Source organism: Caldimonas thermodepolymerans (assembly GCF_015476235.1).
GTDB lineage: Bacteria > Pseudomonadota > Gammaproteobacteria > Burkholderiales > Burkholderiaceae_C > Caldimonas > Caldimonas thermodepolymerans.
This window is the reverse complement of sequence record NZ_CP064338.1, coordinates 1,470,657-1,495,944: the sequence shown is the minus strand read 5'-3', so window position 1 is coordinate 1,495,944 and position 25,288 is coordinate 1,470,657. Positions and strand designations below refer to the sequence as shown.

The following is a 25,288-nucleotide window of genomic DNA, read 5'->3' as shown; positions in this document are numbered from 1 at the left end:
TTCATCAAGCGACCGCCTTCTTGGCCTTGTAGTCCTGCACGGCCGCCTTGATGGCGTCCTCTGCCAGGATCGAGCAGTGGATCTTCACCGGCGGCAGGGCCAGCTCTTCGGCGATCTGCGTGTTCTTGATCTGCATCGCCTCGTCCAGCGTCTTGCCCTTGACCCATTCGGTCACCAGGGAGCTGGAGGCGATCGCCGACCCGCAACCGTAGGTCTTGAAGCGGGCGTCCTCGATGACGCCGGTCTCGGGATTCACCTTGATCTGCAGCTTCATCACGTCGCCGCACGCAGGCGCGCCCACCATGCCGGTCCCGACGGTGTCGTCGCTCTTGTCGAACGAACCGACGTTGCGGGGGTTCTCGTAGTGGTCGATCACCTTCTCGCTGTATGCCATGTCAATCTCCTACTACTGCTTGATCAGTGCGCGGTCCACTGGATGGCGTTCAGGTCGATGCCGTCCTTGTACATCTCCCACAGCGGGGAGAGCTCGCGCAGCTTGGCAACACGGTCCTTCAGCGTGGCAACGGCGTAGTCGATCTCCTCTGCGGTCGTGAAGCGGCCGATGGTCATGCGCAGCGACGAGTGCGCCAGTTCGTCGCTGCGGCCGAGCGCGCGCAGCACGTAGCTGGGCTCCAGGCTGGCCGAGGTACAGGCCGAACCGGACGAGACGGCGATGCCCTTGATGCCCATGATGAGGGACTCGCCTTCGACGAAGTTGAAGGACGCGTTGACGTTGTGCGGCACGCGGTGTTCCAGGCTGCCGTTGATGAACACCTGCTCGATGCCCATGATGCCGTCCAGCAGGCGGCGCTGCAGGCCGCGGATGCGCTCCAGCTCGGTGTGCATCTCTTCCTTGGCGATGCGATAGGCCTCGCCCATGCCGACGATCTGGTGCGTCGGCAGCGTGCCCGAGCGCAGGCCGCGCTCGTGGCCGCCGCCGTGCATCTGCGGTTCCAGGCGCACGCGCGGCTTGCGGCGCACGTACAGCGCGCCGATGCCCTTCGGGCCGTAGGTCTTGTGCGAGGCCAGGCTCATCAGGTCGACCGGCAGCTTCGACAGGTCGATCTCGACCTTGCCGGTGGCCTGCGCCGCATCGACGTGGAAGATGATCCCGCGCTCGCGGCACATCGCCCCGATCGTCGCGATGTCCTGGATCACGCCGATCTCGTTGTTGACGAACATCACCGACACCAGGATGGTGTCCGGGCGCAGCGCGTCCCGGAAGCGGTCGAGGTCGAGCAGGCCGTCTTCCTGGACGTCGAGGTAGGTGACCTCGAAGCCCTGGCGCTCGAGCTCGCGGCAGGTGTCCAGCACCGCCTTGTGCTCGGTCTTGACCGTGATGATGTGCTTGCCCTTGCCCTTGTAGAAGTGCGCCGCCCCCTTCAGGGCCAGGTTGTCGGATTCGGTGGCGCCGGACGTCCAGATGATCTCGCGCGGGTCGGCGCCGATCAGGTCGGCGACCTGCGCACGCGCCTTCTCGACGGCTTCCTCCGCCTCCCATCCCCAGGCGTGGCTGCGCGAGGCCGGGTTGCCAAAATGCTCGCGCAACCAGGGAATCATGGCGTCGACCACGCGCGGATCGACCGGCGTGGTGGCGCCGTAGTCCATGTAGATGGGGAAGTGAGGCGTCATGTCCATGTTGCTTGCGTCAGGAGCCTTGCGGCCCCGGCTGGCAGAAAAGCAGAAAACCCGAAAACGGCACGCGGCGGATCGCACCGCCGCGAGCCCTTACTTGGAAAATGCGTTGCCGAGCGCGAACACCGAGTTCGGCGCGTTGACCTTGATCGGCTTGACCACCGGCTGGCTGGAAATCGCGCGCTTGACCGGCTGCTCCTCGATCGAGATGCCGCGGGCCAGCTGGTCCTCCACCAGCTTCTTCAGCGTGATGGAGTCCAGGTACTCGATCATCTTGGCATTCAGGCTCGCCCACAGGTCGTGCGTCATGCAACGACCCTGGTCGCTCATGCAGTTTTCCTTGCCGCCGCAGCCGGTGGCGTCGATCGGCTCGTCCACCGCCACGATGATGTCGGCCACGGTGATCTCCTCGGCCTTGCGGCCCAGCGAATACCCGCCGCCAGGACCTCGGGTGCTCTCCACCAGCTCGTGCCGACGCAGCTTCCCGAACAGCTGCTCGAGATAGGACAGCGAAATCTGTTGCCGCTGGCTGATCGCGGCCAGCGCCACCGGCCCCTGATGCTCCCGCAGGGCTAGATCGATCATGGCGGTGACGGCAAAGCGGCCTTTGGTGGTGAGACGCATGGCAAGCTCCTTAAAGCTTTCAGCTGCGCGCTGAAGTGTTGAACCCAAACAGCTTGTGGCCCGGGTGAACCCTCGGTTGTTTCCGACTGATTTACTCGAATTTTACCTGAAGCCTAGTTTTTTGGTCAAGTTTTGGTCAGGAAGTTCCTGAGACCAGCACGCGGCGTTCCAGCAGGTGGGTCAGCAGCCCGGCACAGGCGTCCTCGAGGTAGTCCAGCACCGTCTCGAAGCCCTGCGGCCCCCCGTAGTAGGGGTCGGGCACCACGTCGTGCCGGTGCCGCGTGGCGAACTCCATCAGGCGGCGCAGCTTGTGGCGGTGCTCGGGCGGGCAGGCCGCTTCGAGGACGGCCAGGTTGGCCCAGTCCATGGCCAGCAGCAGGTCGAAGCGTTCGAAGTCCCGGGCGCAGACCTGCCGGGCCCGCAGCCCGCGCAGGTCGTACCCGCGCCGGGCCGCATGCTGCTGGGCCCGCTCGTCCGGCGGCTCGCCGACGTGGTAGTCGTGCGTGCCGGCCGAATCGACCAGCACCTGCGACCGCAGGCCTGCCTGCTCGACCAGGCGCCGGAACACCCCTTCGGCGGTCGGCGAGCGGCAGATGTTGCCCATGCAGACAAACAGGACGGAAACGCGGGAAGACGGCTTGAACAACTTCATGGGGCACAAGTCTAGGCTGCCGGCGCCCTGCGCCAGGCGTACGGGCCAAATCCGACGTGGTCGTCTGCGGTGCCCTCATCGGCGTCCCCGGTCTGCGCGGCTGCGAACCGCGTGACGGTCCAACCCTTCAAGGTAAGGCAACCACGCCAGAGTTCAAGGGGCCAGCCGCTGCGCCCGGCAGGTGCGGGGCCGCGCCGGAGCGGGGCGGCCTCAACCGGCGGCGGCGACGTTGTCCCCGCCGCCCGCACCGAAGGCCTGCTGCTTGAGCATGGCCAGCTGGTCGCGCACGCGGGCGGCCTTCTCGAACTCCAGGTTGCGCGCGTACTCGAGCATCTGCTTCTCGAGCTGCTTGACGCGCTTGCCCAGGTCCTTCTCGGACAGCGCCTCGACCCGCGCCACCTCCTCGGCCGCCCGGGCCGCTCCGCGGGACGCGTCCTGCGAGTAGACGCCGTCGATCAGCTCCTTGACCTGCTTCTGCACGGTGCGCGGGGTGATGCCGTGCGCCTGGTTGTAGGCCAGCTGCTTGGCGCGGCGGCGCTCGGTCTCCTCGATCGCGCGGCGCATCGAGTCGGTGATGCGGTCGGCGTACAGGATGGCCTTGCCGTTGGCGTTGCGCGCGGCCCGGCCGATGGTCTGGATCAGCGAGCGCTCGGCGCGCAGAAAGCCTTCCTTGTCGGCGTCCAGGATGGCCACCAGCGAGACCTCGGGGATGTCCAGGCCCTCGCGCAGCAGGTTGATGCCCACCAGCACGTCGAAGGTGCCCAGGCGCAGGTCGCGGATGATCTCGACACGCTCGACGGTGTCGATGTCCGAGTGCAGGTAGCGCACCTTGACCCCGTTGTCGGCCAGGTAGTCGGTCAGCTGCTCGGCCATGCGCTTGGTCAGCGTGGTGATCAGCACCCGCTCGTTGGCCTCGACCCGCTCGCGGATCTCCTGCAGCACGTCGTCCACCTGGTGAGTGGCCGGGCGCACCTCGACCACCGGGTCGACCAGGCCGGTGGGGCGCACCACCTGCTCGACCACCTGCCCGGCGTGCAGCTTCTCGTAGTCGCCCGGGGTCGCGGAGACGAACACTGCCTGGCGCATCTTGCGCTCGAACTCCTCGAACTTCAGCGGCCGGTTGTCCAGCGCCGACGGCAGGCGGAAGCCGTACTCGACCAGCACCTCCTTGCGCGCCCGGTCGCCGTTGTACATGCCGCCCAGCTGGCCGATCAGCACGTGGCTTTCGTCGAGGAACATCAGCGCGTCGGGCGGCAGGTAGTCCACCAGGGTCGGCGGCGGCTCGCCAGGCTTGGCACCCGAGAGGTGCCGGGAGTAGTTCTCGATGCCCTTGCAGTGCCCCACCTCCTGCAGCATCTCCAGGTCGAAGCGGGTGCGCTGCTCCAGACGCTGCGCCTCGACCAGCTTGCCGGCCTTGACCAGCTCGTCCAGGCGCTGGCGCAGCTCCTCCTTGATGCCCTCGATCGCGCGCAGCACCTGCTCGCGCGGCGTCACGTAGTGGCTCGACGGGTAGACCACGAAGCGCGGGATCTTCTGCACGATGCGCCCGGTCAGCGGATCCAGCAGCGCCAGCGATTCGATCTCGTCGTCGAACAGCTCGATGCGCAGCGCCAGCTCCGAGTGTTCGGCGGGGAACACGTCGATGGTGTCGCCACGCACGCGGAAGGTGCCGCGTCCGAAGTCCATCTCGTTGCGGGTGTACTGCATGCGGATCAGCTGGGCGATCAGGTCGCGCTGCCCCAGGCGGTCGCCGGTGCGCACGATCAGCCGCATCTGCGTGTAGTCCTCGGGCTTGCCGATACCGTAGATCGCGCTGACCGTGGCCACGATCACCACGTCGCGGCGCTCCAGCAGGCTCTTGGTCGCCGACAGCCGCATCTGCTCGATGTGCTCGTTGATCGAGCTGTCCTTCTCGATGAACAGGTCGCGCTGCGGGACGTAGGCCTCGGGCTGGTAGTAGTCGTAGTAGCTGACGAAGTACTCGACCGCGTTGCGCGGGAAGAACTCGCGGAACTCGCTGTACAGCTGCGCGGCGAGCGTCTTGTTCGGCGCGAACACGATGGCCGGACGGCCCAGCCGGGCGATCACGTTGGCCATCGTGTAGGTCTTGCCCGAGCCGGTCACGCCCAGCAGGGTCTGGAACGACAGCCCGTCGCGCACCCCCTCGACCAGCTGCTCGATCGCGGTGGGCTGGTCGCCGGCCGGCGGATACGGCTGGTAGAGCTGGAACGGTGAATCCGGGAAGCGGACGAACTTGTTCTCGTCCAGTGACACGACTTCCGTCAGAGCTTCTGTCATGGAGTCCTGGGCATGCGCCTAAAATGCGGGTTATCCCTTGCCCACGGGCGGCAAGGGAAGCCGACTAGATTAGCCCAACTGCCCGCGCCACTCCACTGACAAGGACTGACTACCCATGGCCTCGCTTTTCGCCGCGGTCGAAATGGCCCCTCGCGACCCGATCCTGGGCCTGAACGAACAATTCAACGCCGATCCCAACCCCAACAAGGTGAACCTGGGCGTGGGCGTCTATTACGACGACAACGGCAAGCTGCCGCTGCTCAAGTGCGTGGCCGCGGCCGAAAAGCAGCTGCTGGAGGCCCCCAAGGCGCGCGGCTACCTGCCCATCGACGGCATCGCCGCCTATGACAAGGCCGTGCAGGGCCTGGTGTTCGGCGCCGACAGCGAGGCGGTCAAGGGCGGCCGCATCGCCACCGTGCAGGGCCTGGGCGGCACCGGCGGCCTGAAGGTCGGGGCCGACTTCCTCAAGAAGATCAACCCCGGCGCGCAGGTGCTGATCAGCGACCCGAGCTGGGAAAACCACCGCGCGCTGTTCGAGGCGGCGGGCTTTGCCGTCGGCACCTACCCCTACTACGACGCGGCCAAGCGCGGCATCAACTTCGAAGGCATGCTGGCCGCGCTGAACGCCGCGCCGGCCGGCACCATCGTCGTGCTGCACGCCTGCTGCCACAACCCCACCGGCTACGACCTGACCCCCGAGCAGTGGAAGCAGGTCGTCGAGGCGATCAAGGCGCGCAACCTGGTGCCCTTCCTCGACATGGCCTACCAGGGCTTCGGCGAAGGCATCGCGGAAGACGGCGCGGTGATCGGCCTGTTCCTGGACGCCGGCCTGGACTTCTTCGTCTCGACCTCGTTCTCCAAGAGCTTCTCGCTGTACGGCGAGCGCGTCGGCGCCCTGAGCGTGGTCGCAGCCAGCAAGGAAGAGGCCGACCGCGTGCTGAGCCAGCTCAAGCGCGTGATCCGCACCAACTACTCCAACCCGCCGACCCACGGTGCCCAGGTGGTCGCCACCGTGCTGACCTCTCCCGAGCTGCGCCAGCTGTGGGAGGAGGAACTGGCCGGCATGCGCCAGCGCATCAAGCAGATGCGTGCGGCGCTGGTCGAGAAGCTGAAGGCCGCCGGCGTCAAGCAGGACATGGGCTTCATCACCCAGCAGAAGGGCATGTTCAGCTACTCGGGCCTGACCAAGGAGCAGATGCAGCGCCTGCGCAGCGAGTTCGGCGTCTACGGCGTGGATTCCGGCCGCATCTGCGTGGCGGCGCTCAACAGCAAGAACCTGGACTACGTCGCCCAGGCGATCGCCAAGGTCTGCTGAGCACGGCGCACCGCACCGGATCGGGAAATGGGGCTTCGGCCCCATTTTTCATGCCCGGACGCTCCGCCACCATCCCCCCCCCCTGGGAAATTCCCGGAATCGAGGGTTTCTGCGCCCGACCCGGAGTGCACGGGGGCCGCAGCCTCCATAGAATGGTGCATTGCAACAAATGCACACGGGCCGCGCATGCGTCTTGCATGAGCCCGAATCCGTGCTGCAGCCCTGGGGCTGGAAAGGGACCGACGATGCTGTACCAGATCTACGAAACCCAGCGCGCGCTGCTGACGCCGTTCTCGGAGTTCGCCAGCGCCTCGGCCAAGCTCTACAGCCACCCCCTGTCGCCCTTCACGCACGCCTTCGGGGCCGAGCGCATCGCCGCGGGCTTCGACCTGCTGCACCGGCTGGCCAAGGAGTACGAGAAGCCGCCGTTCGACATCACCTCGGTGCAGGTCAACGGCGTGGACGTGGCGGTGCAGGAACGCGTCGCACTGGAGAAGCCCTTCTGCCGGCTGCTGCGCTTCAAGCGCTTCACCGACGACCCGAAGCTGCTGCCCAAGATGAAGGACCAGCCCACCGTGCTGGTGGTGGCGCCGCTATCGGGACACCACGCGACCCTGCTGCGCGACACGGTGCGCATGCTGCTGCGCGACCACAAGGTCTACATCACCGACTGGATCGACGCGCGCATGGTGCCGGCGGAGGTCGGCCCCTTCCACCTGGATGACTACGTGGAGTACGTGCAGGAGTTCATCCGCCACATCGGCCCGCACGTGCACGTGATGTCGGTGTGCCAGCCCACCGTGCCGGTGCTGGCCGCGATCTCGCTGATGGCCACGCGCGGCGAGCAGACGCCCCGCTCGATGACCATGATGGGCGGGCCGATCGACGCCCGCAGGAGCCCGACCGCGGTCAACAACCTGGCCACGACGCGCAGCTACGAGTGGTTCGAGAACAACGTGATCTACCGGGTGCCGCCGAACTACCCCGGTGCCGGCCGGCGCGTCTACCCGGGCTTCCTGCAGTACACCGGGTTCGTCGCGATGAACCCGGACCGGCACGTCAGCTCGCACTACGACTATTTCCTCGACCTGGTGCGCGGCGACGGCGACAGCGCCGAGGCCCACCGCAGGTTCTACGACGAGTACAACGCGGTGCTCGACATGCCGGCCGAGTACTACCTCGACACCATCAAGACGGTGTTCCAGGACTTCGCGCTGGTCAACGGCACCTGGCGCGTGCGCGGCGAGCTGGTGCGCCCCCAGGACATCAAGGCCACCGCGCTGCTGACCATCGAGGGCGAGCTGGACGACATCTCCGGCGCGGGGCAGACGCGCGCGGCGCACGACCTGTGCACCGGCATCCCGAAGAAGGAGCAGCCGCACTACGTGGTCGAAGGCGCCGGCCACTACGGCATCTTCTCCGGCCGGCGCTGGCGCGAGAAGGTCTACCCCGTGGTGCGCGACTTCATCGCCCGACACGACAGGTGAGCGGCCCGGACGCGGTACATTGGCGCCCGTCGTGGCGCCTTTGTCGTTTCAGAACCTCCCGATGTCCCAGCCTCCCGTCAGTGTCGACGCGATCGACGCCCTGCTGCCCCAGACGCAGTGCACCCGCTGCGGCTACCCCGACTGCCGCAGCTACGCCGAAGCCATCGCACAGGGGCAGGCGGCGATCAACCGCTGCCCGCCCGGCGGCGCGGAAGGCATCGCCCGGCTCGCGGCACTGACGGGGCGCCCCGTCGCGGACCTCGACCCGGAATGCGGGCAGGAAGGCCCGCGCAAGCTGGCGGTGATCGACGAGGCCTGGTGCATCGGCTGCACGCTGTGCATCAAGGCCTGCCCGGTGGACGCCATCGTCGGCGCGAACAAGCTGATGCACAGCGTCGTCGGGCCGCTGTGCACCGGCTGCGAGCTGTGCGTGCCGGTGTGCCCGGTCGACTGCATCGCGCTGGTGGACGCGACGCCCGGACGCACCGGCTGGCAGGCCTGGAGTCCGGAACAGGCCGCGCAGGCCCGCGAGCGCTACGCCTTCCATCGCCAGCGCGTCGAACGCGACCGGCGCGAGCACGAGGAGCGCCTGGCGGCCAAGGCGCAGCACAAGCTGGAGCACCTGGCGGAGGAATCGAAGCTCACCGACCCGCAGGAGCTGGACCGCAAGCGCGCCGTCATCGAGGCCGCGCTGGCCCGCGCACGCGAGCGCATGCGCAAGGCCGGCTGAGCGCCGCTACACTGCGCGGCCATGCGCGTGCAGGACATCGAACCCTTCTTCGCCACGCTCCAGGCGGCGAACCCCGAACCCCGGACCGAGCTCGAGTACAGCACCCCCTTCGAGCTGCTCACCGCGGTGCTGCTGTCGGCGCAGGCCACCGACGCCGGCGTCAACAAGGCGACGCGGCGGCTGTTCCCGGTGGCCAACACCCCGCAGCAGATCCTCGAGCTGGGCTACGACGGACTGTGCGAGTACATCAAGACCATCGGGCTGTACCGCAGCAAGGCCAAGCACCTGCTGGAGACCTGCCGCATCCTGATCGAGCGGCACGGCGGCGAGGTGCCGCGCACCCGCGAGGAGCTGGAGGCGCTGCCCGGCGTGGGCCGCAAGACCGCCAACGTGGTGCTCAACGTCGCGTTCAGCGAGCCGACGATGGCGGTGGACACCCACATCTTCCGGGTCAGCAACCGCACCGGGCTGGCGCCCGGCAAGACGCCGCTGCAGGTCGAGCTCAAGCTGCTGCGCCGCGTGCCGCCCCAGTACCTGGTGCACGCGCACCACTGGCTGATCCTGCACGGGCGCTACGTCTGCCTCGCGCGCAAGCCGCAGTGCTGGAAATGCCAGGTGGCGCGCTACTGCGACTTCAAGCCCAAGACGCCGCCGCCCGACGCCTGAGCCCGTCCGGTCGGCGGGGCCGTCGGTCGGGCCAGGCCGGCATGCGGGCGAGCCCCGACGGCCGGGCCGGGAAAGCGCGCTCTACAATGGCCGCAGAGGACGGCCTGCCATGTCACAGATCGACGAACTCGTGGAACGCGTGGAACGCCTGCTGGTGCGCTACGAGGAACTGCAGCGGACCAACGCCCTGCTGGAACAGCAGCTCGCGGGCATGACGGCCGAGCGGGACAGCCTGCGCTCGCGCCTGAACGCCGCGCGGGCCCGCATCGACGCGCTGCTCGAGCGCCTGCCCGAGCCGCTCGCCGTTCCCGATCCCAGCGACAAGGAGGCCGGATGAAGCAGATCGAAGTCACGATCATGGGACAGAGCTACATCCTCGGCTGCGCCGAGGGAGGCGAGGCGGCCCTGCTGGAAGCGGTCAACCATGTCGACCGCGAGATGTGCGCGATCCGCGATGCCGGCAAGGTCAAGGCGCGCGAACGCATCGCGGTGCTGGCGGCGCTCAACATCGCCTACGAGCTGGCCGAGCGGCCCACGCCGCCGCGCGCGCCGGCCCCGGCCCAGGACACCGCGGCGGCCGGCACGACCACCCAGCACGATATCGCGGCGCTGATCCGTCGCATCGACGAAGCCCTCGGGCAGGACGGGCAACTGCTCTGAGCGACGCCCGCGGGCGTAGAATGCATCCTGTCCGTCGCGTTCGCGGGAGCTTTATATTTCCTTGAACCGATGCTCCTGTGAGCAAGGGCTTGGAACATCGTCCTTCTGGTGCGATCGTCTCGCGTCAGACGAACCCGAAGTCGGACTGACCTCGCCCACCTGAACCCCTGGGTTCAGGAATGCGGCTCTCGGCTCGTGACGGACACCTGTTTCCCTGGCATGCCCTCCCCCCGGTACTGGTTGATGAAGAGCGAGCCCGACGAGTGCTCGATCGACGATCTTGCACGCGCCCCGGGCCAGCAGGTGCCGTGGACCGGCGTGCGCAACTACCAGGCGCGCAACTTCATGCGCGATGCGATGCGCATCGGCGACGGCGTGCTGTTCTACCATTCCTCCTGCCCCGAGCCCGGCATTGCCGGCATCGCGGAGGTCGCCTCCACGGCCTATCCGGATGCCACGCAGTTCGATCCCGGCAGTCCCTACCACGACCCGAAGTCGTCGCCTGAAGCGCCGCGCTGGGTGCACGTGGACGTGAAGCTGGTGCGCAAGACCCGGCTGCTGCCGCTCAAGGAAATGCGTGCGACGCCTGCGCTGGCCACGATGCAGGTGCTGCGCCCGGGCAACCGTCTGTCGATCACGCCGGTCACGCCCGAGGAATGGCGTGCCGTGCTGTCCTTGCTGGAGTCCGCTTGAATCTCGAATGGCAGTTTGTCGCCGAGCTGCTGGTGCTCGGTTCGTTCACCGGCTTCCTGGCCGGCCTGCTGGGCATCGGTGGCGGCATGCTGATGGTGCCGTTCCTGACGCTGATCCTGTCCCACCGCGGCGTGGCCGACGGACTGGCGGTCAAGATGGCCATCGCCACCTCGATGTCGACCATCCTGTTCACCTCGATCTCCAGCGTGCGTGCGCACCACAAGCGCGGTGCGGTGCGCTGGGACCTGGTGCGCGGCATGGGCCCGGGCATCGTGATCGGCGGTCTGATCGCCGGCGCCGGCGTGTTTGCCGCACTCAAGGGCGCGTGGCTGGCCCTGCTGTTCGCGCTGTTCGTGGGCTTCTCGGCCACGCAGATGCTGCTCGACAAGAAGCCGGCGCCGTCGCGCCAGATGCCGGGACCGCTCGGCCAGACCGCGGTGGGCAGCGGCATCGGCTTCCTGTCCGGGCTGGTGGGTGCCGGCGGCGGGTTCGTCTCGGTGCCTTTCATGACCTGGTGCAACGTGCCGATGCACAACGCCGTGGCCACCAGCGCGGCTCTGGGCTTCCCGATCGCGCTGGCCAACACCGTCGGCTACGTGGTGGGCGGCTGGAACCTGCCCAGCCCCCTGCCCGGCGCGATGGGCTATCTCTACCTGCCGGCGCTGTGCGTGATCGTGGTGGCCAGCGTGCTGTTCGCGCCGCTCGGGGCGAAGGCCGCGCACGCGATGAACGTCAGGCAGCTCAAGCGCGCCTTCGCCTGCGTGCTGTACCTGCTGGCCGCCTACATGCTCTACAAGGGCCTGGCCGGCTGAGTGAACGGGATCGTCGCCGGCATCACGCAGTTGCTGCCGCGACGCCGGGCCTGCTCGAGCGCGCCTTCGGCGGCCCTGAGCAAGGCTTCGCGGTCCTGCGTGGTGTGCGGGAAGCTCGCCACGCCCATCGAGACCGTGAAGCGCAACTCCGCGCCTTCCAGCATCACGATGTGCGCCTCGCACTGGCGCCGCACGCTCTCCATGCGGGTGTGCGCTGTCGCCAGGCCGACGCCCGACAGCAGCACCGCGAAGCGGTCCTCGCCCAGGCGACACGGCGCGTCCATCGCTCGCGTGTTGCTGCGCAGCAGCTGACCCACCGCCTGCAGCACCCGCTCGCCCGCGGCCATGCCGTGCCGGGCGACGAAATCCGCATAGGCATCGACCTGCACATAGACCAGCGCGAACTCGCGGTGTTCGCGCATCGACAGGTCGACCTCGCGACGCAGCTGCTCGTCGAAGTGGTGGCGGTTGTAGACGCCCGTGAGCGGATCGCGCACGGCCTGGTCGCGCAGTTCCTGGCGCAGCTCCTCGTTCTGGCGCTGCTGGATCTCGAGCTGGTTCAGCGCGCGGCGCAGCTGGCCCTGGGCGCGCCGCAGCTCGGTCAGGTCGGTCCACACGCCGCACAGCCGTCCGTCGGCCAGCGGCAGGCGCGCCGCCTGCACTTCCAGCACGCCGCCGCCCGCTTCGGGCAGCTTGTCGTCGCGCAGCACGAGCCGCTGCTGCGACAGGGCCGCCTGGTCGGCGGCCCGCAACGCGACGGCATGCTCGTCGGGCAGCAGCTCGCCGTCGGTGCGTCCCAGCACCTGTGCCGGCGTGGTGCCGAGCAGCCGGGCAGCCGCCGCATTGGCGTAGAGGTAGCGGCCCTGATCGTCCTTCACGTAGATGCCGGAAGGGATCTGTTCGGCAGCGGCCAGCAAGGCGCCGAGCAACTCCTGATCAGGCAGGCCGGAAACGCGGGAACGGCCGTCCCCACCGCCGTGCGGTGCGTCCTCGTGGGGCGAGAGGCGTAGCGGCTGTTCCATGTCGATCAGCAGGTCCGCAGCGTCCGCGTGGCGGCCGCGCAGTCCGGAAGGAGTTCACTATCGTGGGGCATGATCGGCAGTGATTTTCTCCCCAAGCCACCGCATTCGCACACGCCCCCCCGCCCGCGGCGCAAAAAACGCACGGGCTTTGCCCCCGCAGGCCAGGGGTGTGCTACGCATAGCGCACAAGCGGCGCTGCACGCGACACCGTGACCCAGGACGGTGCGACGGCGCCACCCCCTTGGCCAGGCTGCACCACGACACGGCACACCCCGGCACCAGGTCGGTGTGTCGCCGGCGCGCGCCTCACCAGCGCGGCACGGCACGCCCGCAGGCCGCCCCTTGGCAGCGCATGGATGTGCCCGCATGGGGCGTTGGTGGCATGGACGTTGCTTGAACCGCCCCGGGTGTGACGCTGCACCCCGACCAGGCAACCGGCTGCGCCGGTCATGCGCACAACGCGGTGCGCAGGCCTGGCCCCCCTGCCCTGGCCGCCGCCCGGCGAGGAAGGGCAGGACCCGTGGATGGCATGTGCGGGCCACCGGACCGTGCATGGCATGACGCGCCTCGCGCGCTATCTGGAGCTCAGCGTATATGGACAAGAGAAAACTGGTGATGGTCGGCAACGGCATGGCCGGCGTGCGCACGATCGAGGAACTGCTGAAGATCGCACCCGACCTCTACGAGATCACCGTCTTCGGCGCCGAACCGCATCCCAACTACAACCGCATCCTGCTGTCGCCGGTGCTGGCCGGCGAACAGACGCTGGACGAGATCGTGCTGAACCCGCTAGCCTGGTACGACGAGCACGGCATCACGCTGCACCTGGGCAGGAAGGTGGTGGACGTGGACCGTCGCCGGCGCATCGTCATCGCCGAAGACGGCACCACGGCGGCGTACGACCGGCTGCTGCTGGCCACCGGCTCCACGCCTTTCATCCTGCCGGTACCGGGCAAGGACCTCGAAGGCGTGATGGCCTACCGCGACATCGAGGACACCCACGCGATGATCGAGGCGGCGCGCAAGTACCGGCACGCGGTGGTGATCGGCGGCGGCCTGCTGGGGCTGGAGGCGGCCAACGGGCTGCTGCGGCGCGGCATGCAGGTCACGGTGGTGCACCTGCACGCCTGGCTGATGGAACGCCAGCTCGACGAGACGGCCGCGAAACTGCTGCAGCAGTCGCTGGAGGCGCGCGGGCTGGAGTTCCGCATGGGCACGCAGACGGCCGCGCTGATCGGCGACCGCGACGGTGGCCTGGCCGGCCGCGTGAAGGCGGTACGCTTCCAGGATGGCAGCGAAGTGCCGGCCGACCTGGTGGTGATGGCCGCGGGCATCCGGCCCAACACCGAACTGGCCGAGAAGATCGGGCTGCACTGCCAGCGCGGCGTCGTCGTCACCGACACGATGCAGACCGTCACCGATCCGCGCATCTACGCGGTCGGCGAATGCGCGGCGCACCGCGGCATCGCCTACGGGCTGGTCGCGCCGCTGTTCGAGCAGGGCAAGGTGTGCGCGACGCACCTGGCCGAGTTCGGCATCGGCCGCTGCACCGGATCGCAGGTCTCGACCAAGCTGAAGGTGACCGGCATCGACCTGTTCTCGGCGGGCGACTTCATGGGCAGCGCCGACACCGAGGAGATCGTGATGAGCGATCCGGCCGGCGGCGTGTACAAGAAGCTCGTGCTCAAGGACGACCGGCTGGTCGGCGCCTGCCTGTACGGCGACACGGTCGACGGCGCCTGGTACTTCAAGCTGCTGCGCGAGGGCCGCAAGGTGGCCGACATCCGCGACCGGCTGATGTTCGGCGAGTCGCACATCGGCGATGCCGGCCACGAAGGCCACAACCGGGCCGCGGCGATGGCCGACAGCGACGAAGTGTGCGGCTGCAACGGCATGACCAAGGGCACGATCTGCAAGGCGATCAAGGAGAAGGGCCTGTTCACGCTGGAGGACGTGCGCAGGCACACCAAGGCCAGCGCCTCGTGCGGCTCCTGCTCCGGCCTGGTCGAGCAGCTGCTGATGTTCACGGCCGGGGGCGACTATTCCGCCACTCCGACGAAGAAGGCCATGTGCGGCTGCACCGACCGCAGCCACGACGAGGTGCGCCGGGCGATCCGCGAGCACCGGCTGCTGACCATCGCCGATGTCTACCGCTTCCTCGAATGGCGCACGCCCGACGGCTGCGCGAGCTGCCGCCCCGCGGTGAACTACTACCTGATCAGCACCTGGCCCAAGGAGGCGCAGGACGACCCGCAGTCGCGCTTCATCGACGAGCGCTCGCACGCCAACATCCAGAAGGACGGCAGCTACTCGGTGGTGCCGCGCATGTGGGGCGGCGAGACCACGGCCGACGAACTGCGCCGCATCGCCGACGTGGTCGAGAAGTACCGCATCCCCACGGTCAAGGTCACCGGAGGCCAGCGCATCGACCTGCTCGGCGTGAAGAAGGAGGACCTGGTGCATGTCTGGCGCGACCTGGGCATGCCCTCGGGCCACGCCTACGCCAAGGCGCTGCGCACCGTGAAGACCTGCGTGGGCAGCGAATGGTGCCGCTTCGGCACCCAGGACAGCACGCAGATGGGCAAGGACCTGGAACGCGCGCTGTGGCGCATGTACGCCCCGCACAAGGTCAAGCTGGCCGTCAGCGGTTGCCCGCGCAACTGCGCCGAGGCCGGCATCAAGGACGTCGGCGTGATCGGCGTGGATTCGGGCTGGGAGATCCACGTCGGCGGCAACGGCGGCATCAAGACCGAGGTGGCGCAGTTCTTCTGCAAGGTGCGGACGCCCGCCGAGGTGCTGGAGTACTGCGGCGCCTTCCTGCAGCTGTACCGCGAGAAAGGCTGGTACCTGGAACGCACCGTGCACTTCATTGCCCGCGTGGGGCTGGACTACGTCAAGCGGCGCGTGCTCGAGGACCACGAGGGCCGCAAGGCGCTGTGGGAGCGCCTGCAGTTCGCGCTCGACGGCGAGCCCGATCCCTGGTCCGAGTTCGACAAGGCGCGCGTCGACACGCGCCAGTTCGACCCGCTGACCGTCTGACCGCAAGGAGCCCGCCATGACCACCTGGAAAGCCGTCTGCCGTCTCGACGACATCCCCGTGACCGGCGCACGCCGCGTCGTGCGCCCGGAAGGCGACCCCGTTGCCGTGTTCCGCAATGCCGAGGACCAGGTCTTCGCGCTGCTGGACCGCTGCCCGCACAGGGGGGGGCCGCTGTCGCAGGGCATCGTGTTCGGCCGCAGCGTCGCCTGCCCACTGCACAACTGGACCATCGGCCTGGACAGCGGCTGCGCGCAGGCCCCGGACGAAGGCTGCACCCCGAGCTTCAGCGTGAAGGTCGAGGCCGTCCAGGTCTACCTGGACCTGGACGAGCTGCGCACGGTCGCGGTCGACGCGGTGAAGGACGCCGCATGAGCCGGCGCTTCGCTGCCCGGACGCCACGCCGCCCGCGCCCCCTGCCCGGAGGGTGCGCATGACGGCGCGCGAGACCCGATCGACCTGCCCGTACTGCGGCGTCGGCTGCGGCGTCGTCATCGAAAGCGATGGTGCGCGGATCACCGGCGTGCGCGGCGACCCCGAGCACCCGGCCAACTTCGGGCGGCTGTGCACCAAGGGCAGCACCCTGCACCTGACCGCGGCCGCCCCGGTCATCCGGCAGGCGCGCCTGCTCGGCCCCCAGCGCCGCGCGCACCGCGGCGCGACGCCACAGCCCGTGGGCTGGGACGCGGCACTGGACGAGGCGGCCGACCGCTTCGCGGACCTCATCGGCCGCCACGGGCCCGACGCGGTGGGGTTCTACGTCTCGGGCCAGCTGCTGACGGAGGACTATTACGTCTTCAACAAGCTGGCCAAGGGATTGATAGGCACCAACAACATCGACACCAACTCGCGGCTGTGCATGAGCAGCGCGGTGGCCGGCTACAAGCAGACGCTGGGTGCAGATGCGCCGCCGGCCTGCTACGACGACGTGAACCACGCCGAGCTGATCTTCATCGCCGGCGCCAACCCGGCCCATGCGCACCCGGTGCTGTTTCGCCGCATCGAGGACGCGCGCCGGGCCAATCCGCAGCTCAGGCTGGTGGTCGCCGACCCGCGCCGCACCGAGACGGGCGCGATGGCCGACCTGCACCTGCCGCTGCTGCCCGGCACCGACGTCGCGCTGTTCCACGGCCTGCTGCACCTGCTGCTGTGGGACGGGCGCATCGACCACGGCTACATCGAACGCCACACGCACGGCTTCGAGGCGCTCAAGGCCACCGTGCGCGACTACACGCCGCGCGAGGTGGCCCGCATCTGCGGCATCGACGAAGCCGCGCTTGTGCAGGCCGCGCAATGGTTCGGCGCCTCGCGCGCCACGCTGTCGCTGTACTGCCAGGGGCTGAACCAGAGCACCAGCGGCACCGCCAAGAACGCCGCGCTGGTCAACCTGCACCTGGCCACCGGCCAGATCGGCCGGCCCGGTGCGGGCCCGTTCTCGCTGACCGGGCAGCCCAACGCCATGGGCGGCCGGGAGGTCGGCGGACTGGCCAACCTGCTGAGCGCCCACCGCGACCAGGCCAACCCCGAACACCGCGCCGAGGTGGCCCGGCTGTGGGGGGTGCCCGACGTGCCGGCCACGCCGGGCCGGACCGCGGTCGAGATGTTCGAGGCCGCCGCGCGCGGCGAGATCAAGGCGCTGTGGATCGCCTGCACCAACCCGGCGCAGTCGCTGCCCGACCAGCGCACCGTGCACCGCGCGCTCGAGCGCTGCGAGTTCGTCGTCGTGCAGGAAGCCTTTGCCGGCACCGCCACGGCCTCCTACGCCGACCTGCTGCTGCCGGCCACCACCTGGGGCGAGAAGGACGGCACCGTGACCAACAGCGAGCGGCGCATCTCACGCGTGCGCCCGGCCGTGCCGCCGCCCGGGCAGGCACGCCACGACTGGCAGGTCGCGGTCGACTTCGCCCGCCGGCTCGAGGCGCGCCTGCCGCGCCGCCGCACCGACGGCGCCACGCTGTTTCCCTACGAGACGCCCGAAGCGATCTGGAACGAGCACCGCGAATCCACCCGCGGCCGCGACCTGGACATCACCGGCATGAGCTATGCGATGCTCGAGCGCGCGCCGCAGCAGTGGCCGCTGCCCGAGGGCGCCTCGCACGGCCGGGCCCGGCTGTACGAGGACGGGCGCTTCCCGACCCCCGACGGGCGCGCGCGCTTTGCCGACGTGAAGTACGCGCCGGTGGCCGAGCCGCGCGATGCGCGCTACCCGTTCAGCCTGACCACGGGCCGGCTGCGCGACCAGTGGCACGGCATGAGCCGCACCGGCATGCTGGGCCGGCTGTTCGGCCACGTCGCCGAGCCGGCCGTCGAGCTGCACGCGCGCGACATGGCGCGCCTGGGCCTGCGCGACGGCGACCTGGTGCATGTGGCCTCGCGGCGCGGCGCACTGGTGCTGCCCGCGCGCACGAGCGGCGAGGTCGCCCCGGCCCAGGCGTGGATCCCGATGCATTGGGGCGAGGAGTTCCTCTCGGGGTGCAGCGAGTCCGGCGAGCCGGTCTACGGTGTCAACGCACTCACCACGCCGGCCTGCTGCCCCCATTCGAGACAGCCCGAGCTCAAGCACGCGGCGGTGCGCATCGCCAAGGCCGAGCTGCCCTGGCAGCTGCTGGCCCTGGCCTGGCTGCCTCAGGACGAGGCGCTCCAGGCGCGCGAGCAGCTGCGCGTGCTGATGCGCCGCTTCGCGTTCGCCAGCTGCACGCCGTTCGGGCGCGAACCGCAAGGAACCGGCCTGCTGTTCCGCGCTGCCGCGCACGAGCCCGCGCCGGCGGCGCTGCTCGCCGGGATCGAGCAGGTCCTGGGGCTGGCCGGGCCGCAGACGCTGCGCTACGCCGACGCGCGGCGCGGCCAGCACCGGGCGATGCGGCTCGCCTGCGCCGCCGACGGCACGCGCACGCTGGAGGCCTGCCTGCTCGCCGGCGACACCCGCGCCGGGACCTGGATCCGCACCCTGCTGCAGGAACGCCTGCCGGCCCAGTCCTACGGGCACCTGCTGCTCGCGCCGGGCGCGCAGCCACCGGGCGCGCCGCCCGCCGCCGGCCGCCAGGTCTGCACCTGCCACGACGTGCGCGAGCCGCAGATCCTGGAGGTGCTCGCGCACTGCGATGGCGACGCCGATGCGCGTCTCGCACAACTGCAGCAGCGGCTGCGCTGCGGCACGCAGTGCGGTTCCTGCGGGCCCGAACTCAAGCGGCTGGTGCGCCTGCAGCTCGCCGCGGCATGACGGCAGGAGGGACCCTGCCCCTCGCGGCGGGCTGGCGTGAGAATTGCGGTTCCCTGAGCGACCTGGAGCACCGCCCCCGCGGTGCGGGACTTGTGAAGGAGACTCATGAACCGCGACGCACGACGGCAACCTTCGCCCGCCACCCGTCCCGCCAAGGTGGCCGCGCGATGAGCATTGCCCGCTACATCAAGGACATCGGGCGCGGCAGGGAAGGCGCCCGCTCGCTCGACCGCGAACAGGCCTACGACCTGATGACACAGGTGCTCGAGGGGCAGGTCTCGGACCTGGAGATCGGCGCGTTCGCGATCGCCATGCGCATCAAGGGCGAGTCGCTCGACGAGCTGGAAGGCTTCCTTGCCGCCACCGTCGAACGCTGCCTGCCGGTCGACTGCCCGCGCCCCGCCGTGGTGCTGCCGTCCTACAACGGCGCACGCAAACTGCCCAACCTGACCCCGCTGCTCGCGCAGATGCTCGCCCAGGAAGGCGTGCCGGTGCTGGTGCACGGCATGGCGCACGACCCCGGGCGCGTGACGACCGCACAGATCTTCCACGGCCTCGGCCTGCCGGTGGTGCACGACCTCGCCGGCATCGAGCAGGCCTGGCGGCGGCGCGAGCCGGCCTTCATCCGCACCGAGCACCTGTGCCCGCCGCTGGCGCGCCTGCTCGACGCGCGCTGGGTGATCGGCCTGCGCAACCCGGCGCACACCGTGGCCAAGCTGCTCGACCCCTGCCCGCCCGGCCAGGCCCTGCGGGTGGTCAACTACACCCACCCGGAATACGGCCAGACGCTGACCCAGTTCCTGCAGCGCACCCGCGCCAACGCGCTGCTGATGCGCGGCACCGAGGGCGAGCCGGTGGCCGACCCGCGGCGCACGCCGAAGATGGAGCTGTTCCTCGGCGGCGTGCCGCAGCCGGCGCTCGGCGTCGCGGCGCGCGAGGGCGTGCTCACCGAGATGCCCTTGCTGCCGCGCGAATGCGATGCGGCGACGACGGCGATGTACATCCAGTCGGTGGCCAGCGGCGAGAAGCCGGCCCCGGCCGCCCTGGTGCAGCAGGTGGAATGCCTCTTGCAAGCCCTGGAGCACCTGCCCGCTGCTGCCCTCACGCCCCATGAACCCGCCGCCTGACGCCCCCTCGCCGCGCCCGCGTGTCACCCTGGTCGGGGCCGGCCCGGGCGACCCCGAGCTGCTGACCCTCAAGGCGATCCGGGCGATCCGCGCCGCCACCGTGCTGCTGGTCGACGACCTGGTCGGCCGTGAGGTGCTGCGCTACGCCCGCCGCCATGCACGCATCGTCGACGTCGGCAAGCGCGGCGGCTGCCGCAGCACCCCGCAGGACTTCATCGAACGCCTGATGGCCACCGAAGCCCTGAAGGGCGAACGTGTCGTGCGGCTCAAGGGCGGCGACCCGGGCGTGTTCGGGCGCGGCGGCGAGGAGGTGGAGCACCTGCGCGCGCACGGCATCGAGGTCGAGGTGATCAACGGCATCACCTCGGGCCTGGCCGCCGCCACGGGACTGGGCGTGCCGCTGACGCACCGCGACCACGCGCACGGCGTGATCCTGGTGACCGGCCACCCCCGCGCGGGCAGCACGCCGCTGGACTGGCGGCGCCTGGCGACCACGGCCGCCGACGGCTACACGCTGGTGATCTACATGGGCGTGGCCCAGGCGGCGCAGATCCAGGCCGGGCTGCTCGAAGGGCTGCCCCCGGACACGCCGGTGGCGGTGGTCCAGCACGCCAGCCTGCCGCAGCAGCGCCATGCGGTCGCGCCGCTTGCGGACCTGCAGGCCATGCTGCAGCGCGAAGGGCTGGGCAGCCCGGCGGTCATCATCGTCGGCAACGTGCTGCGCGGCCTGCAGGCGGTGCAGCCGGCCGCGCGCCTCAGTGCGGCTGCCGCCTGACGAAGAACAGCAGCGCGCCCATCACCATCAGCACGCCGCCGAAGAAGCGGTTCTGCCAGCGCGCCACGCGCGGGCCGCGCAGCCAGCGCTGCATGTTCGCGGCCAGCGCCGCGTAGCCGTGCATCACGACCAGGTCCACCGAGCAGGTCGTCACGGCGAGGATGGCCAGCTGCGCCAGCAGCGGCCGGGCCGGGTCGATGAACTGCGGCAGCACCGCGACCATGAAGACGATGCCCTTGGGGTTGGTCGCATTGGTCAGCATGCCGGCCAGGAAACGCCGCCGGGCCGACATCGGCGCCACCTGCACGGCGCCGGCCACCGTGCCGGTGTCACGCCACTGCTGCACCCCGAGCCAGATCAGGTAGAGCGCACCGACCACCTTGACCGCCGTGAAAGCGGTCTCCGAGGCGACCAGCAGCGCCCCGAGCCCGGCGCCGGCCACGACGAGCACGAACAGCAGCCCGACCTGCAGCCCCAGGATCGTGACCGTGGTGCGGCGCACGCCGTACGACAGCCCGTGGCTCATCGACAGCACCGCCCCCGAGCCGGGCGACAGCGCGATCGCCCAGGCCGCGAAGAAATACGCCAGCCAGACGTCCCATGCCATGTGTTGCTCCTTGCGTTCAGCCCGCCGGCAGGGCCCGGCGCGACAGCGCGGCCAGCACGGCGGCGAACAGGACGACGACGAACAGCGCCGCCGTCAGCGACGACCCCTGCGCCAGCCCCCCGATCAGCGGCGGGCCGGCCATGAACCCCAGGTAGCCGACCGAGGACACCGCCGCGATGCCGTGCGCCGGCGTGGTGCCCGGCACGCGGGCCGCGGCGCTGAACAGCACCGGCACCACGTTGCCCAGCCCGATGCCGACCAGCGCGAAGCCCACCAGCGCCACCACCGGATGGCCGACCAGCAGCACGGCGGCCATGGCCAGGGCCGACAGCGAGGCACTCGCGCGCATCAGCATCACCGGACTGGTGCGTGCGCGCACCCAGTCGCCGCCGAAGCGAGCCGCCGCCATCGCGCCCGAGAAGCTGGCATAGGCGAGCGCGGCCACGTCCTGCGGGCTGCCCAGCTCCTTCTGCAGGTACAGCACGCTCCAGTCGTACATCGCGCCTTCGGAAATCAGCCCCAGCGCGGCCAGCACCCCGAGCAGCAGCAGCACGCCGCGCGGCAGGCGAAAGCCCGGCTCGTCGCCCGCGGCCGGCTGCGGCGGCAGCATCTGCAGGCAGGCCCAGCCGATCGCCAGCGCCCCGGCCAGCGCCGCGCCCACCAGGTGCGTCACCGCCCCCACCTGCCAACCCAGCAGCAGGCTGCCGGCGGCCGCGCCGGCCATGCCACCCAGGCTGAACATCGCGTGGAAGTGACTCATGATCGGGTAGCCCTGGCGGCGCTCGATCTCCGAGGCTTCCGCGTTGATCGCCACGTCGAACACGCTGCTGGTCGCGCCGAACACGGCCAGCGCCGCCAGCAGCCCGGGGTAGCCCGGCAGGCCGAGCAGCAGGCCCAGCACCAGCGCGGCCAGCAGGCCGCAGATCAGCGCGACGCCGCGCGCGCCGAACCGCCCGACCAGCACGCCGGCGCGCGACAGCCCGAGCAGCGCGCCGATGCCGGCGGCCAGCAGCGCCAGGCCCAGCGCCCCTTCGCTGATCGCGTAATGCGCCTTCACCGTGGGGATGTGCACCCCCCAGGTGGCGAACAGGAACCCGCTGCAGAAGAACTGCGTGCGCGTGCCCCAACGGGCGGCAGACAAGGACTGCTCGTCGCGAGCAAGCGGCTCGCTGGCAGGCAGAGACATGGGATGCGCAATGGAGGATGGAGGTGCCGCGGCTGGCGTGCCGCAACCAGCGGACATTCTAGGAACACGCCTGCTCGCGTGCTGCAACCTCATGTGCATTCCACAGGCCCGACGCGGAGGACGCGGATAATCCGCGCCCATGCACCGGTTCGACGTCGTCATCATCGGGGCCGGCGCGGCCGGCCTGTTCTGCGCCGGCTTGGCCGGCCAGCTGGGGCTCAAGGTGCTGGTGCTCGACCATGCAAAGAAGGTCGCGGAGAAGATCCGCATCTCCGGTGGCGGGCGCTGCAACTTCACCAACCGGGACGCGGGCCCGGCCAACTTCCTGTCGCGCAACCCGAACTTCTGCCGCTCGGCGCTGGCGCGCTACACGCCGCAGGATTTCGTCGCGCTGGTGCAGCGCCACCGCATCCCCTTCCACGAGAAGCACAAGGGGCAGCTGTTCTGCGACGACTCCAGCGAGGACATCATCCGCATGCTGCTGCGCGAATGCGAGCAAGGCGGGGTGACGCGCTGGCAGCCGTGCGCGGTGGCCGGGGTGCGCCAGGCGGGCGACCGCTTCGAGCTGGACACCGCGGCCGGCCCGGTCCGGGCCGCGCGGCTGGTGGTCGCCACCGGCGGCCTGTCGATCCCGCAGATCGGCGCCAGCGACTTCGGCTACCGGCTGGCGCGGCAGTTCGGCCATGCCGTCGTCGAGACCCGGCCGGCGCTGGTGCCGCTGACCTTCGACGCCGCCACCTGGGCGCCGTTCGCGCCGCTGGCCGGGGTGTCGCTGGAGGTGGGCATCGCCTGCGGCCAGGGGCGCGGCCGCGGTGCCTTCGTCGAGGACCTGCTGTTCACCCACCGGGGGCTGAGCGGCCCGGCCACGCTGCAGGTGTCCAGTTACTGGACGCCCGGGCAGCCGGTGGAGATCGACCTGTCGCCGAGGCGGGCGCTGGCCGAGGTGCTGCGCGCGGCCAAGGCGGCCGGCTCGCGCCGGCTGCTGCGCAACGAACTGGCGGCCGCCCTGCCCGCGCGCCTCGCGGAAGCCTGGCTGGAGGCGGTGCCGCAACTGGCGGCGCGCCCGGTGGCCGAAGCCAGGGACCGGGACCTGGAGACGCTCGCCCAGCGGCTGCACCGCTGGCAGCTGGTGCCCGGCGGCACCGAGGGCTACCGCAAGGCCGAGGTCACCGCCGGCGGCGTCGACACCCGCGAGCTCAGCTCGCAGAGCATGGAAAGCCGGCGGGTGCCCGGCCTGCACTTCATCGGCGAGGTGGTCGACGTGACCGGCTGGCTGGGGGGTTACAACTTCCAGTGGGCCTGGGCCAGCGCGGCCGCCTGCGCCCGGGCCCTGGCCGCGTCCCTGGCCCCGCGCTCCGGCCCGGCCTAGGGTGCGGCCCGTTGCATCGTGCGATTTTCGGTCTATAATCGCCGTCTTTGCTAGCACCTGGCAGCGCTGGTGCCCAGCCCGTACAACTGGGCCCGGGCCGGAAGGCGAATCCGTCAAGCTTCGGCCCGGCGCTGCTGATGAACGAAGGATCCCATTTCTCAATGACTACCATTCGCGTCAAAGAAAACGAGCCGTTCGACGTGGCCCTGCGCCGCTTCAAGCGCACCATCGAAAAGCTGGGCCTGCTGACCGAGCTGCGTGCCCGCGAGTTCTACGAAAAGCCGACGGCCGAGCGCAAGCGCAAGAAGGCTGCTGCGATCAAGCGCCACTACAAGCGCGTGCGCGCCATGCAGCTGCCGAAGAAGCTCTACTGAGCCTCGCGCAGCGGATCTGCACCGCGAACTTTTCGACCAAGCCCGCCTGGGGACGCCCACGCGGGCTTTGTTGTCTCCGGCCGGCGCGGCGGGCCGCCCGTACCATCTCCCGATCCCTCCTCTGCACAGGACATCATGAGCCTCAAAGACCAGATCACCGAAGACATGAAGAGCGCCATGCGCGCCAAGGACGCCGACCGCCTGTCGACCATCCGCATGCTGATGGCGGCGATGAAGCAGAAGGAGGTCGACGAGCGCGTGACGCTGGACGACGCGGCCGTGATAGGCATCGTCGACAAGCTGATCAAGCAGCGCAAGGATTCGCTCGCCGCCTACGAGCAGGCCGGGCGCGCCGACCTGGCCGCCAAGGAGGCCGCCGAGATCAAGGTGCTGGAAGCCTACCTGCCGCAGCGCCTGAGCGCCGGGGAGATCGCCGCCGAAGTGGCGAAAATCGTCGCCGAGACCGGCGCCAGCAGCCCGGCCGACATGGGCAAGGTGATGGGCGTGGCCAAGACCCGCCTGGCCGGCAAGGCCGACATGGGCCTGGTCTCGACCGCCGTCAAGCAGGCGCTGAGCCAGAAAGCCTGAAGGAGAACCGCCATGAGTCTGCCGATCCGGCAAATCGCTCCCGACGTGTGCGTCGCGCCGCAGCTGACGCCCGAGGCGATGCAGGAAGCCGCCGCCGCCGGCTTCAGGAGCGTCATCAACAACCGTCCCGACTTCGAGGGCGGCCCGGAGCAGCCCACCAGCGCCCAGATCGAGGCAGCCGCCAAGGCCGCGGGCCTGGCCTATGTGCACCTGCCGGTCGAATCCGCGGTGCAGACCCCCGAGCAGATCGCGCGCTTTGCCGAGCTGCTGCAGACCCTGCCCAAGCCCGTGCTGGCGTTCTGCCGTTCAGGTGCGCGCAGCACCCGGCTGTACCAGGCCGCCACCGGCCTGCAGCAGGGCTGAGGCCCTGGCGGCGGCCCGTCCGCCCCCGTGCAATTGCCACGACTGCGC

General features: G+C 70.0%; 25 protein-coding genes and 1 other RNA gene. 18 read left to right on the top strand and 8 right to left on the bottom strand.

Annotation, left to right across the window (positions count from 1 at the left end; all coding sequences use genetic code 11):
* Nucleotides 1–4: 4 nt before the first annotated feature.
* The 5 genes from iscU to uvrB all read right to left on the bottom strand — a co-directional run bounded on the left by iscU (nucleotide 5) and on the right by uvrB (nucleotide 5,209).
* Nucleotides 5–394 (bottom strand): Fe-S cluster assembly scaffold IscU, encoded by a 390-nt coding sequence (gene iscU / locus IS481_RS07160; RefSeq protein ID WP_104358131.1) that lies wholly within the window; start codon nucleotides 392–394, stop codon nucleotides 5–7.
* A 23-nt stretch (nucleotides 395–417) separates the two neighbouring features.
* Nucleotides 418–1,638 carry an IscS subfamily cysteine desulfurase gene (locus IS481_RS07155; RefSeq protein WP_104358132.1) on the bottom strand — a complete coding sequence of 407 codons (1,221 nt, stop codon included), beginning with the start codon at nucleotides 1,636–1,638 and terminating at the stop codon, nucleotides 418–420.
* 90 nt (nucleotides 1,639–1,728) lie between these two features.
* A complete protein-coding gene (iscR, locus tag IS481_RS07150; RefSeq protein WP_104358133.1) occupies nucleotides 1,729–2,259 on the bottom strand; it encodes a Fe-S cluster assembly transcriptional regulator IscR in 531 nt (176 codons plus the stop codon).
* Nucleotides 2,260–2,395: 136 nt separating this feature from the next.
* Entirely contained in the window at nucleotides 2,396–2,911 is a 516-nt protein-coding gene (locus tag IS481_RS07145) for a low molecular weight protein-tyrosine-phosphatase (RefSeq protein WP_104358134.1), read from the bottom strand.
* 210 nt (nucleotides 2,912–3,121) lie between these two features.
* Nucleotides 3,122–5,209 (bottom strand): excinuclease ABC subunit UvrB, encoded by a 2,088-nt coding sequence (gene uvrB / locus IS481_RS07140; protein ID WP_104358135.1) that lies wholly within the window; start codon nucleotides 5,207–5,209, stop codon nucleotides 3,122–3,124.
* 115 nt (nucleotides 5,210–5,324) lie between these two features.
* Between uvrB and IS481_RS07135 the strand changes: the two genes are divergently transcribed.
* The 9 genes from IS481_RS07135 (at nucleotide 5,325) to IS481_RS07095 (ending at nucleotide 11,572) form a co-directional block, all read left to right on the top strand.
* Nucleotides 5,325–6,524, top strand: coding sequence for an amino acid aminotransferase (locus tag IS481_RS07135; RefSeq protein WP_104358136.1), 1,200 nt, complete (start codon nucleotides 5,325–5,327; stop codon nucleotides 6,522–6,524).
* Between the two features lie 245 nt (nucleotides 6,525–6,769).
* Nucleotides 6,770–8,011 (top strand): polyhydroxyalkanoate depolymerase, encoded by a 1,242-nt coding sequence (locus IS481_RS07130; RefSeq protein WP_104358137.1) that lies wholly within the window; start codon nucleotides 6,770–6,772, stop codon nucleotides 8,009–8,011.
* A gap of 61 nt (nucleotides 8,012–8,072) precedes the next feature.
* The gene (rsxB, locus tag IS481_RS07125) at nucleotides 8,073–8,741 is read left to right on the top strand and encodes an electron transport complex subunit RsxB (protein WP_104358138.1); all 669 of its coding nucleotides are present in this window, start codon (nucleotides 8,073–8,075) and stop codon (nucleotides 8,739–8,741) included.
* A 21-nt stretch (nucleotides 8,742–8,762) separates the two neighbouring features.
* Complete coding sequence (gene nth / locus IS481_RS07120; RefSeq protein ID WP_104358139.1) at nucleotides 8,763–9,407, top strand: endonuclease III; 645 nt, start codon at nucleotides 8,763–8,765, stop codon at nucleotides 9,405–9,407.
* 109 nt (nucleotides 9,408–9,516) lie between these two features.
* Nucleotides 9,517–9,744 (top strand): cell division protein ZapB, encoded by a 228-nt coding sequence (locus IS481_RS07115; RefSeq protein ID WP_104358140.1) that lies wholly within the window; start codon nucleotides 9,517–9,519, stop codon nucleotides 9,742–9,744.
* Entirely contained in the window at nucleotides 9,741–10,067 is a 327-nt protein-coding gene (locus IS481_RS07110) for a cell division protein ZapA (RefSeq protein WP_104358141.1), read from the top strand. Before IS481_RS07115 ends, IS481_RS07110 begins: the two co-directional genes overlap by 4 nt.
* Nucleotides 10,068–10,092: 25 nt before the next feature.
* Nucleotides 10,093–10,276: non-coding RNA, 6S RNA (gene ssrS, locus IS481_RS07105), on the top strand.
* Between the two features lie 10 nt (nucleotides 10,277–10,286).
* Nucleotides 10,287–10,760, top strand: coding sequence for an EVE domain-containing protein (locus IS481_RS07100; RefSeq protein WP_104358142.1), 474 nt, complete (start codon nucleotides 10,287–10,289; stop codon nucleotides 10,758–10,760).
* Nucleotides 10,724–11,572, top strand: a complete 849-nt coding sequence (locus IS481_RS07095) for a sulfite exporter TauE/SafE family protein (protein WP_104358143.1) — start codon at nucleotides 10,724–10,726, stop codon at nucleotides 11,570–11,572. Before IS481_RS07100 ends, IS481_RS07095 begins: the two co-directional genes overlap by 37 nt.
* Here the strand turns inward: IS481_RS07095 and IS481_RS07090 are convergent.
* Nucleotides 11,551–12,489 carry a GGDEF domain-containing protein gene (locus tag IS481_RS07090; RefSeq protein WP_232529494.1) on the bottom strand — a complete coding sequence of 313 codons (939 nt, stop codon included), beginning with the start codon at nucleotides 12,487–12,489 and terminating at the stop codon, nucleotides 11,551–11,553. The two genes, IS481_RS07095 and IS481_RS07090, sit on opposite strands and share 22 nt — an antisense overlap.
* 699 nt (nucleotides 12,490–13,188) lie before the next feature.
* On the opposite strand from IS481_RS07090, the gene nirB reads away from it, so the two are divergent.
* The 5 genes from nirB to cobA all read left to right on the top strand — a co-directional run bounded on the left by nirB (nucleotide 13,189) and on the right by cobA (nucleotide 20,753).
* A complete protein-coding gene (gene nirB, locus IS481_RS07085; RefSeq protein ID WP_104358145.1) occupies nucleotides 13,189–15,633 on the top strand; it encodes a nitrite reductase large subunit NirB in 2,445 nt (814 codons plus the stop codon).
* Nucleotides 15,634–15,649: 16 nt separating this feature from the next.
* Nucleotides 15,650–16,006, top strand: a complete 357-nt coding sequence (gene nirD, locus IS481_RS07080; protein WP_104358146.1) for a nitrite reductase small subunit NirD — start codon at nucleotides 15,650–15,652, stop codon at nucleotides 16,004–16,006.
* 58 nt (nucleotides 16,007–16,064) lie between these two features.
* The gene (locus IS481_RS07075; RefSeq protein ID WP_104358147.1) at nucleotides 16,065–18,851 is read left to right on the top strand and encodes a nitrate reductase; all 2,787 of its coding nucleotides are present in this window, start codon (nucleotides 16,065–16,067) and stop codon (nucleotides 18,849–18,851) included.
* A 167-nt stretch (nucleotides 18,852–19,018) separates the two neighbouring features.
* Nucleotides 19,019–19,978, top strand: a complete 960-nt coding sequence (ybiB, locus tag IS481_RS07070; protein WP_104358148.1) for a DNA-binding protein YbiB — start codon at nucleotides 19,019–19,021, stop codon at nucleotides 19,976–19,978.
* Nucleotides 19,962–20,753: a uroporphyrinogen-III C-methyltransferase gene (gene cobA / locus IS481_RS07065; RefSeq protein ID WP_104358149.1), complete on the top strand. Its 792-nt coding sequence runs from the start codon at nucleotides 19,962–19,964 to the stop codon at nucleotides 20,751–20,753. Before ybiB ends, cobA begins: the two co-directional genes overlap by 17 nt.
* Here the strand turns inward: cobA and rhtB are convergent.
* Together rhtB and IS481_RS07055 are read right to left on the bottom strand one after the other, a co-directional pair.
* Entirely contained in the window at nucleotides 20,734–21,360 is a 627-nt protein-coding gene (gene rhtB / locus IS481_RS07060; RefSeq protein ID WP_104358150.1) for a homoserine/homoserine lactone efflux protein, read from the bottom strand. The genes cobA and rhtB overlap by 20 nt on opposite strands.
* A 16-nt stretch (nucleotides 21,361–21,376) precedes the next feature.
* The gene (locus IS481_RS07055) at nucleotides 21,377–22,501 is read right to left on the bottom strand and encodes an MFS transporter (RefSeq protein WP_232529492.1); all 1,125 of its coding nucleotides are present in this window, start codon (nucleotides 22,499–22,501) and stop codon (nucleotides 21,377–21,379) included.
* 184 nt (nucleotides 22,502–22,685) lie between these two features.
* On the opposite strand from IS481_RS07055, the gene IS481_RS07050 reads away from it, so the two are divergent.
* From IS481_RS07050 to IS481_RS07035, 4 genes are all read left to right on the top strand, one after another.
* Nucleotides 22,686–23,915 carry a BaiN/RdsA family NAD(P)/FAD-dependent oxidoreductase gene (locus tag IS481_RS07050; RefSeq protein ID WP_104358152.1) on the top strand — a complete coding sequence of 410 codons (1,230 nt, stop codon included), beginning with the start codon at nucleotides 22,686–22,688 and terminating at the stop codon, nucleotides 23,913–23,915.
* A 161-nt stretch (nucleotides 23,916–24,076) separates the two neighbouring features.
* The gene (rpsU, locus tag IS481_RS07045) at nucleotides 24,077–24,289 is read left to right on the top strand and encodes a 30S ribosomal protein S21 (protein ID WP_104358153.1); all 213 of its coding nucleotides are present in this window, start codon (nucleotides 24,077–24,079) and stop codon (nucleotides 24,287–24,289) included.
* 135 nt (nucleotides 24,290–24,424) lie between these two features.
* Nucleotides 24,425–24,877, top strand: a complete 453-nt coding sequence (locus IS481_RS07040; protein WP_104358154.1) for a GatB/YqeY domain-containing protein — start codon at nucleotides 24,425–24,427, stop codon at nucleotides 24,875–24,877.
* 12 nt (nucleotides 24,878–24,889) lie between these two features.
* Complete coding sequence (locus IS481_RS07035) at nucleotides 24,890–25,240, top strand: protein tyrosine phosphatase family protein (protein WP_104358155.1); 351 nt, start codon at nucleotides 24,890–24,892, stop codon at nucleotides 25,238–25,240.
* Nucleotides 25,241–25,288 lie beyond the last annotated feature (48 nt).